This is a genomic window from Streptomyces sp. NPDC057694, assembly GCF_042799415.1.
Taxonomy (GTDB): domain Bacteria; phylum Actinomycetota; class Actinomycetes; order Streptomycetales; family Streptomycetaceae; genus Streptomyces.
Genome location: NZ_JBHVIX010000002.1, coordinates 336,248 through 348,975 on the forward strand (window position 1 = coordinate 336,248; position 12,728 = coordinate 348,975).

Annotated in this window: 11 protein-coding genes; 9 read left to right on the top strand and 2 right to left on the bottom strand. The window is 72.0% G+C overall.

From position 1 onward, the window contains the following. Window positions 1–520 precede the first annotated feature (520 nt). The 5 genes from ACFVDP_RS08445 (at window position 521) to ACFVDP_RS08465 (ending at window position 6,441) form a co-directional block, all read left to right on the top strand. The gene (locus ACFVDP_RS08445; RefSeq protein ID WP_383485306.1) at window positions 521–1,861 is read left to right on the top strand and encodes an MFS transporter; all 1,341 of its coding nucleotides are present in this window, start codon (window positions 521–523) and stop codon (window positions 1,859–1,861) included. Further along, on the top strand, window positions 1,854–2,774 hold the full coding sequence (locus ACFVDP_RS08450; RefSeq protein ID WP_383485308.1) for a MurR/RpiR family transcriptional regulator: 921 nt from the start codon (window positions 1,854–1,856) through the stop codon (window positions 2,772–2,774). Before ACFVDP_RS08445 ends, ACFVDP_RS08450 begins: the two co-directional genes overlap by 8 nt. Beyond that, window positions 2,771–3,787 (top strand): N-acetylglucosamine kinase, encoded by a 1,017-nt coding sequence (locus ACFVDP_RS08455; RefSeq protein WP_383485311.1) that lies wholly within the window; start codon window positions 2,771–2,773, stop codon window positions 3,785–3,787. The genes ACFVDP_RS08450 and ACFVDP_RS08455 overlap by 4 nt, the downstream gene beginning before the upstream one ends. Before the next feature lie 74 nt (window positions 3,788–3,861). Then, window positions 3,862–4,896 carry a Gfo/Idh/MocA family protein gene (locus ACFVDP_RS08460; protein ID WP_383485314.1) on the top strand — a complete coding sequence of 345 codons (1,035 nt, stop codon included), beginning with the start codon at window positions 3,862–3,864 and terminating at the stop codon, window positions 4,894–4,896. A gap of 303 nt (window positions 4,897–5,199) precedes the next feature. Next, window positions 5,200–6,441 (top strand): PucR family transcriptional regulator, encoded by a 1,242-nt coding sequence (locus ACFVDP_RS08465; protein ID WP_383485317.1) that lies wholly within the window; start codon window positions 5,200–5,202, stop codon window positions 6,439–6,441. A 116-nt stretch (window positions 6,442–6,557) separates the two neighbouring features. On the opposite strand, the gene ACFVDP_RS08470 is transcribed toward ACFVDP_RS08465, so the two are convergent. Together ACFVDP_RS08470 and ACFVDP_RS08475 are read right to left on the bottom strand one after the other, a co-directional pair. Next, window positions 6,558–7,700, bottom strand: a complete 1,143-nt coding sequence (locus ACFVDP_RS08470) for a DUF6745 domain-containing protein (RefSeq protein ID WP_383485320.1) — start codon at window positions 7,698–7,700, stop codon at window positions 6,558–6,560. A 63-nt stretch (window positions 7,701–7,763) separates the two neighbouring features. Beyond that, complete coding sequence (locus ACFVDP_RS08475; protein ID WP_383485323.1) at window positions 7,764–8,090, bottom strand: hypothetical protein; 327 nt, start codon at window positions 8,088–8,090, stop codon at window positions 7,764–7,766. Window positions 8,091–8,262: 172 nt separating this feature from the next. Between ACFVDP_RS08475 and ACFVDP_RS08480 the strand changes: the two genes are divergently transcribed. From ACFVDP_RS08480 to ACFVDP_RS08495, 4 genes are all read left to right on the top strand, one after another. After that, window positions 8,263–9,222 (top strand): STM4015 family protein, encoded by a 960-nt coding sequence (locus tag ACFVDP_RS08480; RefSeq protein WP_383485325.1) that lies wholly within the window; start codon window positions 8,263–8,265, stop codon window positions 9,220–9,222. Continuing rightward, the gene (locus ACFVDP_RS08485) at window positions 9,219–10,469 is read left to right on the top strand and encodes an STM4014 family protein (RefSeq protein WP_383485327.1); all 1,251 of its coding nucleotides are present in this window, start codon (window positions 9,219–9,221) and stop codon (window positions 10,467–10,469) included. Before ACFVDP_RS08480 ends, ACFVDP_RS08485 begins: the two co-directional genes overlap by 4 nt. A gap of 70 nt (window positions 10,470–10,539) precedes the next feature. Next, window positions 10,540–11,346, top strand: coding sequence for an STM4013/SEN3800 family hydrolase (locus ACFVDP_RS08490; RefSeq protein ID WP_383485330.1), 807 nt, complete (start codon window positions 10,540–10,542; stop codon window positions 11,344–11,346). After that, window positions 11,343–12,722 (top strand): STM4012 family radical SAM protein, encoded by a 1,380-nt coding sequence (locus ACFVDP_RS08495; RefSeq protein ID WP_383485332.1) that lies wholly within the window; start codon window positions 11,343–11,345, stop codon window positions 12,720–12,722. Before ACFVDP_RS08490 ends, ACFVDP_RS08495 begins: the two co-directional genes overlap by 4 nt. Window positions 12,723–12,728 lie beyond the last annotated feature (6 nt).

The window sequence follows — 12,728 nt, forward strand, 5'->3', positions numbered from 1 at the left end:
TAGAAGCAGGGGCGGTGCACATGACAGGGCTTCGGCTGTCGTCTTGTGGACGCTGTCGCAATGTCGCCACCGCAGGTCAGGAGCGGGCGAGTTCACGACAGGGGCGGGTGCGTCGGTGTGCCGGTTCCGAGGCTCGGACGGGGATGGAGCGCCGCCGTTCGGGCGCGCCGGTCGATTCGCGCACGCAATCTCAACACCCTTCCAGATAAGGCGAGTTGCGACATCTCTGCCGAGCTCGGTCACGCCGTCGACCGACGGTTTCGGAGGCGGTGAAGCGGGGGGCGGTGGCCGCCCGACCGGGCTCAAGGGCATCGCGTCCGCCCACCGCCGGCCGTTGACGCCGCGCTCCGGGTGATCGCAAGCTCCTCACAGCGGCGGAGCAGATCTCCACCGCACGAGATCGTCGCGACGGAATACTCCGCCGCCCCGTCCGGTCCGTCGCAACTCGCCGCGGTCGGCCGCACCTTCCCGCCCACTGTCACGGTCCGCCCGTGCGCATCACCCTGCCCGGAGGCATCCATTGCCCTCTGCACCCCCGAAGCCGTGGTTCAGGCAACTCACCGGCGCCCACGTCCGTGCGCTGTTCGCGGCCTGGATCGGCTACCTGCTCGACGGCTTCGACTTCGTGCTGCTGACGTACGTCCTCAGCGACGTCTCGGCCGAGTTCGACGTGTCCCTGGCGACCGCCAGCACCCTGCTGGTGGCGACCTTCGGATCCCGCTGGCTGGGCGGGTTCGTGTTCGGTTCGCTCGGTGACCGCTACGGCCGCAAGTCGGCGATGGTCTGGTCGATCGTGCTGTACTCGGGCGGCACATTCCTGTGCGGACTCGCCTGGAGCTTCGCCGCCCTCTTCGCCTTCCGTCTCGTCGTCGGCATCGGCATGGCCGGCGAGTACGGCGCGAGCAGCACCTACGCCGTCGAGAGCTGGCCTGCGCACCTGAAGAACAAGGCCAGCGCCTTTCTGATCACGGGGTTCGCGGTCGGCGGACTCGTCGCGGCGCAGGTGTACTCACCGGTGGTCGACCGCTTCGGATGGCGTGCGCTGTTCTTCCTGGGGATCCTGCCGGTCCTGGCCGCCGTGTACGTCCGCAAGTCCGCTCCCGAGAGCCCCGAGTGGGAGGCGGCGGCGCGCGAGCAGGGTCACGTACAGGGCGTCTCGGCACTGTCGCTGTTCACCCGCCGACGGCTGCCGGTGACGCTCACGCTGATCCTGGTCGTGTTCCTGGCCTTCTGCACCAACTGGCCGGTGTCCGGGCTGATGCCGTCCTATCTGGACTCGCTCGGCTACGACCGGGGAACCACGGGCGACATCATGTTCTACGCGGGCCTGGGTACCGTCCTGGGCACCGCGGCCTCGGGCTTCGTCGGGGACCGGTTCGGCACCGCGCGCACCTACGCCTCCGTGCTCGCCGTGTCACTGGTCTTCCTGTTCCCCGTCTTCGCCGTCGGCGCCGGACGCCCCCTGGCGCTGGTACTCCTCCTGTTCTGCTTCATGGGCACGAACTTCGGCATCTCCGGGCTGCTGCCCAAGTACCTGTACGACTACTTCGACGCCCGGACCCGGGCGTCCGGACTCGGCACCGTCTACAACATCGGCGCCGTGGGCGGCGGCGTCGCCCCGTGGTGGGGCGCCGTGCTGGGCGACAGCGTGGGCCTGGGCACGGCGATGGCCGTACTGACCGCCGTCGGCGTGATCGCCCTCGTCCTTCTCGTCTCCTTCGACGTACCCGGGCGACTGCTGCGCCGCCAGGCCCGCCGCCATCCCCACGTCGCCGAGCTGACGGCGGCCCCCGCCGCGGCGGGCGACCCGGCCGCCGTCAGGGGCGGCCGCCGGCAGGAGGTGGCTTCCGTCCATGACTGACCACACCTTCGCCGGCCGCACGGACCCTCACCTGCTCTCCCGCCCCGAGCGTCTGGAAGGCCGCATTCGCGCCCTGCTGCCCAGCCTCAACCCGGCCGCCAAGCGCGTCGTCGGCGTCCTGCTCGCCGACCAGGCCCGCGCCGCCCGCAGGACGATGGCAGAACTGGCCGAACTGGCCGGCACCAGCGAGTCCTCCGTCGTCCGCACCACCCGGGCCCTGGGCTTCTCCGGCTACGCGGACCTGCGCCTGGCGCTGGCCGCCGAGGCCGCCCGTGACGCGGGCGAACAGCCCGTCACCGGCGACATCACCCGCGACGACCCACTGCCCGATGTGATCGCCAAGCTGGCCGGCGAAGAGATGAAGGCCATCTCCGACACCGCGGCCCAACTCGACATCGGCGCCGTCGACACCGTCATCGACCTGATCATCGCCGCCCGCCGGATCACCGTCCACGGCTCAGGAGCCTCCGGTCTGGTGGCCATGGACCTGCACCACAAACTGCAACGCATCGGCTATCCGAGCCATGTCCATCTCGACATCCACAGCGGCCTGACCAGCACCGCCCTGCTCAGTGACACGGACGTGGCCATCGGCATCTCGTACACGGGCGAGACCCACGACGTCGTCGAGCCGCTGCGGCAGGCGACCGCGGCCGGTGCCGCCACGGTGGCGATCACCAACCATCCGCGCTCCGCCCTGGCCCGCGCCTGCGGCCATCTGCTGCGGCCGGCGGGAGGCGAGACCCCGTTCCGCCCCGGCGCGCTGGCCAGCAGGATCAGTCAACTGCTCACGGTCGACTGCCTCTTCGTCGGCATCACCCAGCGCTCCTACGACACGACCATGCGCGCCCTGTCCCTCACCCACGACGCGCTGCAACGCCGGCGCACGCCTTCAAGGACACGACACCCATGAGCGCGGTGAACTCCACCACCCGCCCCGGTCCCCCGCTGCCGGTGGCCGCCCCGGAGCACGACCGGGACACCCGACGGGTGGCAGCCGTCGACGTCGGCGGCACCGGCATCCGCCTGACCGTCACCGGGGCCCGGCACGTGGCCCACGGCCCCGGTCGGACCGTCGACCGCACAGGCGTAAACGCGCCCGCTCTGCTCGCCGGGCTGAGGAGCACGCTCGAGGCGATGGACCTGCCCGAAGGCATCCGTGTCGAGGCGGTGGCCGTGGGGATGAGCGGCCTTCTCTCGCTCACCACGGAGCCGGTCCGCCTGATGACAGACCTGGCACACCTCTTCGGAACCAGCCGCGTCGTCCTTGCCTCCGACGTCTTCACCTCGTACGTCGGTGCCCTGGGGATGCGACCGGGTGCGCTCGTGGCCGCCGGCACCGGCGCGGTGGCACTCGGCACCGACTTCGCCGACTGCTGGCGCCACCGCGACGGCTGGGGTCACCTGCTCGGCGACGAGGGCAGTGGCGCGTGGATCGGCGCCGAGGGCCTGCGCGCCGCACTGCGCGCCCACGACGAACGCCCAAGCGGCTCAACCACGCTGCTGCGGCGGGCCGTCGACCGCTACGGTCCGTGCGCGCGGTGGCCGTCGCAGTTCTATCCCCACGGCGATGTCGCCGGACGTCTGGCCTTCTTCACCACGGAAGTCGCCGCGGCCGCCCTCGGCGGCGACCCGATCGCCCACGACATCTGGCGGCGCGCCGCACAACATCTGGCCGACAGCGTCGTCGCCGCGCTGCCCGCCCACCACGATCCGCTCGTGTCCTGGTGCGGCGGCCTGTTCCAGGCCGGAGCGCTGCTGCGCGACCCGTTCGAGGAAGCGGTACGCCGTGCGGCGCCGCACGCCCGGCCGACCGCGCCGGCCGGGTCCTCGCTCGACGGCGCGGGACACCTGGCACGGCTGGCCTGCCGCACCCCCGAGCTGCTGCCGAAGGACGTCCCCTATCTGCGGACGCTCACCCTCTGAGACCACTTCCGCTGTAACACCCGCAACACCTGCAGCACCCATAACACCCGCACCAATCAAGGGAAACATCTGCCGTGAACACCAAGCGATTCGCTCTCATCGGCGCCGGACTGTTCGGCGAACGCCACGCCCAGGCCTACCACCGCTCCCCCTACGTCGACTTCGCCGCCGTGTGCGACATGCGCCCGGGCCGGGCCGAGGAGATCGCCGCCACATACGGCGCGGAACACGCCACCCGCGACCACCGCGACGTCCTGGCCGACGCCACCATCGACGCCGTGTCCATCGCCACCCCCGACCACCTGCACCGCGACCTGGCCGTCGCCGCGGCCGAGGCGGGCAAACACATCCTCGTCGAGAAGCCGCTGGCCACCACCGTCGAGGACGCCCGCGCCATCGACGACGCCGCCCGGGCCAACGGCGTGAAGCTCATGGTCGACTTCCACAACCGCGTGAACCCGATGATGTACTCGGCCAAGCAGGCCATCGCCCGCGGTGACATCGGCTCCCCCGCCTACGTGTACTCCCGCCTGAGCAACACCCTGGGCGTCGCCACCGGCATGCTCTCCTGGGCCGGCCACTCCTCGGCTCTGTGGTTCCTCGCCAGCCACACCATCGACGTCGTGCGCTGGATGCTCGACGACGAGGTCACCCGCGTGTACGCGGTGAGCCGCGACAAGATCCTGCGTGAACGCGGCATACCCACCGCCGACTTCCACGCCGCCACCGTGGAGTTCGCCGGCGGCGCCGTCGCCGTCTTCGAGTCCGCGTGGATCCTGCCCGACACCCACTCCACCGTGAAGGACCTCAAGCTGGAGATCCTCGGCGACAAGGGCGCCCTCAACATCGACGGCTCCCACAACCGATCGCTGGAGCTGTACACCGCCGAGCGCAGCAGCTTCCCCGACCTGTACGCGCCGCCGACCGGCGAGCACCTCACGGGATTCGTGCTGGACGCCATCGCGCACTTCGTCGACGCCGTCGTCTTCGACAAGCCGGTCCTCGCCACCGGCCAGGACGGCATCGAGGTCACCCGGATCCTGTGCGCGATCGAGGACTCCGTGCGCAGCGGACAGCCGGTGGATCTGAAGCCGCGCACACGTGTCTGACGACCGACGGCCGGCCTCCAGGTCTCCTCGGACGAGGGGCCGTTGTCCCTAGTCCAGGCACTCCTCGCAGGCTCGCGAGTGGGGGTCCGTCCCGGCTCACCGCCGAGGCAGGCCCCCACTCGCCACGGCGCCGTGCCGCGAAGTTGCCCCTCATCATGGTGAAGCGGGCGAGACGAACGCATTGGCTCACGCCCCCTTCGTCTTGTGCATGGCCCACCCACCGTAGGGTTGCGTGTCCGCACGAAAAGCGGCGATTGACGACACTCAGGACCTTGGATGTTGTGCTCACCCACAACTGCCGGCGTGAGCAAGGAAAGCAACTTGGAGACCAACCCGCCGCCCGAGGCACTGGCGATCCTGGAAAGACTCCGGATCCGCGTGGACGCCATCGCACGCGACAGCAGTGCCGACCCACTGCTGGACGGCATGCCCGCGGACATCGCCCGCCACGAACTCCCTCTTACCGCGAGGCGGTACTACAGCACCGTCCTGGGGATGATCCGGCTGGGCGAGTCCGCCGACACGGTCGATCTCGACCTGGCCCGACGCCGCGCGGCCCAACGAGCCGAAGAGGGGATGCCGTTGCAGCTGGTCCTGCACAACTGGCAGCACGCCACACGTGTGTTGTGGCAGGCGTGCGTCGACGCCGCGGGCACCGAACTGGCCGCGGGACTCGGTCATCTCGGCCACCGGCTCTACGCGTTCCAGGAAGTGCTGCTGGGCGCGGTGACCGAAAGCTACCAGGCACGCCAGACAGCCCTCAGGAGCGAGCGTGAAGGCGCGGGCCGCCTCATCGCCCAGTCCTTGCTCGCAGGCCAGGACCCGACCGAAGAAGCTGCCGGCCTCGGTCTCACGATCGCTCCGCGGTACGCGATCCTGACGCTGGGCCTGCCGCCGCTGCCCGCCTCAGCGGACGGACACATCGCGCAAGAAGTCTCCGCAGGACGACGCATACGCGCGCTGAGCACCGTCCTGGCTCACCATTCCCTGTTGTTCGTCCTCGAAGCCGACCAGGGCCAGGTCCTGCTTCCGGCGCAGGCCACCGACAGCCCGGACGCCCTGACCATGCGCGCCGATCAGCTCCTCGACGCCCTCCGCGCGGAAACACGGCTGGAGGTACACGCATCGCTCACCGACCCGGCACCGCACGGTTTGCTGCCCGAGCAGGCGCACACCGGACACAGGGTGCTGCACCTGGCACGCCTCATCTCCCCCACCAGTCCCCGGCGCGTCCACCGGATCGAGGACGTCGCCCTTGCCTACCAGCTGGCACACCCCACTCCGGCCCGTCCTTTGCTGGCCGCCCGCATAGCCCCCCTCACCGAGCGCCCGGACCTCCTGGCGACTTTGACCGTCTGGTTCGATCAGGACCTCGATCGGGCCCGCACGGCCCAAGCACTCAACGTCCACCCCAACACGGTCAACAACCGGCTCCGCCGTATCGAACGGCTCCTCGACGCGGACCTCACTTCATTCACCACGCTGACGGGCCTCAACGCGGCTCTGACCATCCGTGCCGATGAGCACGCCGTTCGTCAGGCATGAACCACTGGGCCCACAGCGGTTCGTCGGTGCGTGGCAGCCCGCGGGGGCACGCTTCGAGAGGCGATCGCACCCCGAGGGCATGAGGAACCCGTCCCCTCGTCCGCCCCTCCCCCCACTCACGTCTCGCGCTGCGGCTCGTACGCATCGGCCGGCAGCCCGAACGTCCAGGCGACGCCCTCGCGCGCGGTTCTCGTGCGCGGCGGTACGCGCAGCCAGTAGGTGCGGTGCGTGCCGTCGGGCTCCGGGGTGGAGTTGACGACCTCGACCATCACCACGTCCTCGTCGCCGGGGAGTTGGACCCGCCACAGGACGCCGGTGGCGTCCCGGTGCATGGGCTCCGCCCCGGACTCGGTCAAGTAGCGGTCGTATCCGAAGTGCTCCAGCATCACGCGGCGCAGTTCCGCGTTCTCCTCGTCGCGGATGCGCTGTGGGGTCAGCCCGGCGAGCCCGGCCAGGAAGTCGGCGGGCACCGGCATGCCGCGCCAGGCGTGCAGCACGAATCCGTCGGGGAAGGCCAGGGCGGGTCCGGTGGCGCTGTCGAGGCGGCCGGCCTCGTCGCGGTGCAGCTCCGTGGGCCGCTCGCACACCACGGCCACCCGCTCGTACGGCCACCACCAGCCGGCCGACCGGGCGACCTGCGCCAACCCGTCCAGCCGGGAGTCCGGCTCCGCGCCGGACGAACCGAAAGCGCTCAGCCAAGCGGCCTCGTGCTGGCCGAGCACCGCGTCCAGCAGCATGAGCCGGATCGCCGTCTCGCTCTTGCGGTCCCGTGCGCCCGCGACCGTGCGGGACGGCGCGGCCAGTTCCTCCACGATGCCCGTTCTGATGCGGTCGACCAGCATCTGAGTGGTGTCCCACAGGCAGCCGCCCGTGGCGTTCCAGTGCGCGCCCCAGCCGCCCGGGCCGAGTCGCGCGTGCAACCGTTCACGGGCCTGGGCCCATGGCCCGTTGCGCACCGAGTCCCTCACGGAGAGGCCGAGTTCGCCCGTCTCCGTGAGCCGTACGAGCAGCGGCACGGCGGCGCGCGGCGAGTCCGCCCACAGGATGCGCGTGGGCTCGGCCAGCCCGGCCCCGCGGTAGGCGCGGCGCACACCGGCCTCGGCCGCTTCCCGGTCGGCGGGTCCGGTGGCGGCGACGACCGCCCGCCAGTGCGCCAGGTCCGCCGCGGTGCCCTGCGGATCCTCCTGGGCTCCCACCCCGACCGGCGCGCCCGTCCTCGTCATCGACGTCATCTGTTGTGCCCTCATCGTGTCGGTCATCCCCCGCATCTCCCCGTCCGCGCTCACTCGTCGTCCTGTCCCGCCCCGCCGTGTCCCGCCCGCTCAGTCCGCCACGATCCGCACCGAACCCGGCACGTACTCGCGCTGCCGGATCACCCGGAACCAGCCCTTGGGCAGCGGTATCGCCGCGTGCTCCTCGTGGACCACCCGTCCGCCGTCCGGCAGTTGGAGCAGCATCGGTCCGAACGGGCCCGGCTCGCGCACCAGTCGGCCGGGGCCGACGACCGCGTGGGCGTGGCCCGTGACCTCGCCCAGCGCGAGCACCAGCCGCCCGCGGGCGTCCCGCGGCTCGTCCGGGGCGTCCGTCACGTGCGGGGGCACCGCGCCCTCCGCGAGCGGCACGATCAGCACGTCTCCCTGCCGGTACATGACTCTCCCGTCCCACGGTCCGCCGAGTGCGGCCGCGTCGTTGCCGACGGTAGAGGCAGGGTCTGACAACGGCCGCCGAGCGCCCCGCGGCAGCCGTTGTCAGTGGCGGTTGGTACAACTTCAGTCCAGTGGAGATCGCGGACGGCGCGAACGGATCGGGAACGGGGCGGACATGACCATCGGAGACCACTTGCAGGAGCTGCACGGCCTGCGCACCTTCGACTTCCCGGAGGCTGACGCGGAGCAGGCGGCACCGCTGCCCGCCGCCGACGCCGTCGCGTGGCGGATCTCCGTCGAGTCGTACGACAGCGAGGAGTCGTGGCCGGAGGCGTTCGCCCGGTTCGCCGAGGCAGTGGACCTCGGCGGTGTCAGGGCGATCGTGGTCGGCTCGTGGAGCGACCCGTACGAGAACGGGCCGGAGCCGGTCATCGCCGCGCTGCTGAAGGAGCGGGACCGGTTGACGGCGCTGCGCGCGCTGTTCCTGGGCGACATGGTCGTCGAGGAGTGCGAGATCTCCTGGATCACGCAAAGCGACGTCACCCCGCTGCTGAACGGGTTCCCGGAGCTGACGGAGTTCGCGGTGCGCGGCGGGACCAGCCTGGCGTTCCCGGCGGTGCGCCACGAGCGGCTGCGGTCCCTCACCGTGGAGACGGGCGGCCTGCCCGCCGACGTGGTGCGCGGCATCGCGGCGAGCGACCTGCCGGCCCTGACCCGGCTGACCCTGTGGCTGGGCACGTCGGACTACGGCGGCGACTCCACGGTCGCCGACGTCGAGCCCCTGCTGACGGGCGGCCGGCTGCCGGCCCTGAAGCACCTGGCCCTGTGCAACAGCGAGATCCAGGACGACATCGCGGCGGCCGTGGCGGCCGCCCCGGTGGTGGCCCGGCTCGACACGCTCGACCTGTCGATGGGCGTCCTCACCGATGACGGCGCCACCGCGCTCCTCGCGGGCCAGCCGCTCACGCACCTGAGCAAGCTCGACCTGCACCACAACTACCTGAGCAGCGGGCTGCGTCAGCGCATCCTGGACTCCCTGGTGCCCGCGGGCGTCGAGGTCGACCTCGACGCCGACGACGCGGACGAGGACCAGGACGGGGACACCGTGTGGCGATACGTCTCGGTCGGCGAATGACCGGGCGGACCACACCGGCGGGGCCGGACGGCGTACCCGACACTGGGGCCACGTCCGCATCACGTCCCGTCCCGCTCCGGCTCGCGGTCGTCGGCAATCCCGGCAATCGGCGGGTGGACCTGTTCACGGCCGCGGTACGGAATGCGGGGCTGACGGCGCCGCGCGTGGTCGCGTGGCGTGACGTACTGCGTGACGGCGGCGCCTCGTTCGCCGACGACGAGATCGTGCGGATCGACTCGGCGGGCGAGGACGAGGAGGTCGAGCGCGCCCTGCGGGACGTGTCCGATCCGACGCGTGTCGAAGGCGGCGCCCGCTGGTACCGGCGGTTCCTGACGGCCGTGCGGTCCCTGGACGGCGGGGTCCGGCTCGACGATCCCGACGACGTCGCCGTGCTCTTCGACAAGCGCCGCTGCCACCATGTTCTCGCCGACGCGGGGGTGGCCGTGCCGGCCTCCCCCACCTCCGGCGGCGCCGTTGAGGTGCGCGGCTGGGACGACGTACGGGCGCTGCTGGCGGAGCACGGGATGCCCCGGGTGTTCGTCAAGCCGGCTCACGGCTCGTCGGCCTCCGGGGTGCTCGCCCTGGAGACGGCAGGCCCCGGCCGGATCCGCGCCACGACGTCCGTGGAGATGTCGGACGGCGCGCTGCACAACTCCCTGCGCGTGCGGCGCTATACACGCGAGGCCGACATCGCGGCGATCGTGGACGCGCTGGCACCGGACGGGCTGCACGTCGAGCGCTGGCTGCCGAAGGCGTCGCTGCACGGACGGGCGGCAGACCTGCGCGTCGTCGTTGTCGCCGGCCGCGCCACGCACGCCGTCGTGCGCACCAGTCGGACCCCGCTGACCAACCTCCACCTCGGCGGCCTGCGCGGCGAGTGGGTCGCCGCCCGGCAGGCCGCCGGCGCGTCCTGGACCCACGCCCTCGACCTGTGCGAGCGCGCAGCCGCCTGCTTCCCGCGCACCCTCTGCGTCGGCGTCGACCTGCTCCCCTCGGTGGGCTGGCGGCGCTTCGCCGTCGGCGAGGTCAACGCCTTCGGCGATCTGCTGCCCCGCCTGACCGGGCTGCCCGGCAGCGGCGCCGAGGGACTGGACACGTACGCGGCCCAGGTCGCCGCCGTGCTCCGCCACTACCCCGACGCCGCGCACCCCGCACGGGCACCTGCCGAGTTCGGCGCCCCGCACCGAGCGGCCATCGCCGCAACACACCCGCATCACCTTGCAAGGACCCGCGATGCCCGCACCTGACACCACCTCGCCACCGCCGACCGCCCAGCCCGCCCCGAGCGGAGCGACGGCCGCTCCAGACGTTCCCGACATGAATGAAGTGGTGGGCCACGACGACCTCCTGCTGCTCACCCTCGACACGCTGCGCTACGACGTGGCGGTGGAGCTGGCCGAGGCGGGCCGCATCCCTCACCTGGCACGGCATCTGCCGGGCGGCGCCTGGGAGAAGCGGCACGCACCGGGCAGCTTCACGTACGCCTCCCACCAGGCGATGTTCGCCGGTTTCCTGCCGACCCCCGCGACGCCCGGCCCGCATGCGCGGCTGTTCGCGGCGCGCTTCGCGGGCAGTGAGACCACCGCGGGCCGCACGTATGTCTTCGACACCCCGGACCTGGTGTCGGGCCTGGCGGCGGCCGGGTACCGGACGGTGTGCGTCGGCGGCGTCGGCTTCTTCAACCGGCAGGGCGCCCTGGGCAACGTCCTGCCGGGCCTCTTCCAGGAGAGCCACTGGGAGCCGGAGTTCGGGGTCGCCTCACCCACGTCGTTCGAGGCCCAGGTCGCGCGCGCGGAGCGGGTCGTCGCCGAACACCCGCACGAGCAGCGGCTGTTCCTGTTCGTGAACGCGGCGGCGCTGCACCAGCCCAACTGGTTCCATCTGCCGGGCGCCACGCGCGCGGCCGGTGACACACGGGAAACCCATGCCGCCGCTCTGGAGTACATCGACCGGCACGTGGGACGGCTGTTCGCGGCGATGAGCGCGCGCCGCCGCTGCTTCGCCATGGTCTGCTCCGACCACGGCACGACCTACGGGGACGACGGCTACACCGGCCACCGCCTCGGCCACGAGGCGGTCTGGACCGTGCCCTACGCCCACTTCTTCCTGGAGCCGACCGCATGACCACCACCGCCGAAGCACCCGGACACGCCGGGACCGTGCCCACCGACGCCCCGCGTCCGTACCAGAGTTATGTCTACGCGTACCCGCACAAGACCGCCTACCGGCCGCTGCCCGAGCGTCCGGCGCTGAGCGACCTGTGGCGCGAGGAGCCCAAGGGAGCGCTCTCCCTCTATCTCCACATACCGTTCTGCGAAGTCCGCTGCGGCTTCTGCAATCTGTTCACCCGCATCGGCGTCCCCGACGAGCTGACGGGCCGCTATCTGGATGCCCTGGAGCGGCAGGCCGTGGCGGTGCGCGAGGCGCTCGGCGACGGTCCGGACGTGCGGTTCGCCAACGCGGCGTTCGGCGGCGGCACCCCCACCTTCCTCGACGCGGACGAGCTGGCCCGGCTGTGCGACATCGCGGAGCTTCGCACGGGCGCGGACCTCAAGGCGGTGCCGCTGTCCGTGGAGACCTCGCCCGCGACGGCCACGGCGGACCGGCTCGCGGTCCTCGCCGAGCGCGGCACGACCCGGCTCAGCATCGGCGTGCAGAGCTTCGTCGACGCGGAGGCCCGCGCCGCGGTCCGCCCGCAGCGCCGCGCGGACGTGGAAGCGGCGCTCACCCGCATCCGGGACACGGACATCCCGGTGCTGAACATCGACCTGATCTACGGCATCGACGGCCAGACTCCGGCGAGCTGGCGCACCTCCCTCGACGCGGCGCTCGCCTGGCGCCCCGAGGAGCTGTACCTCTACCCGCTCTACGTCCGCCCGCTGACCGGCCTGGGCCGCAGCGCCGCCCCGCTCACCGACAGGGCCTGGGACGAGCAGCGACTGCGCCTGTACCGCCAGGGCCGCGACCACCTCCTTGAACACGGCTACGAGCAGGTGTCGATGCGCATGTTCCGGCGCTCGGACGCGCCCGCGCAGGGCCCGGACGACTACGCCTGCCAGACCGACGGCATGATCGGGCTGGGTTGCGGCGCCCGCTCGTACACCTCGTCGCTGCACTATTCCTTCGAGTACGCCGTCGACATGCGGGAGATCCGCGCGATCATCGACGGCTACACGGCCACCACGTCCGAGGAGTTCGCGCGGGCGCGGCACGGGCGCCGCGTAGACGGGCGGGAGGCGCGCCGCCGTCATCTGCTGCAGTCGCTGCTGCAGGCCGAGGGCATGCCGCTGGACGACTACCGCACGCGGTTCGGCGCGGGCCCGTTCGACGACTTTCCGGCCGAGCTCGCCGTGTTCGCCGCGCGCGGCTGGCTCGAACCGAGGGACGACGGGGTGCGGCTGCGGCTGACGCCCGAAGGTCTGGCGCACTCGGACGCGCTCGGGCCGGAGCTGTTCTCCCCCGAGGTGCGCGCCGCGATGGCCGCGTACGAACCGAGGTGAACGGCC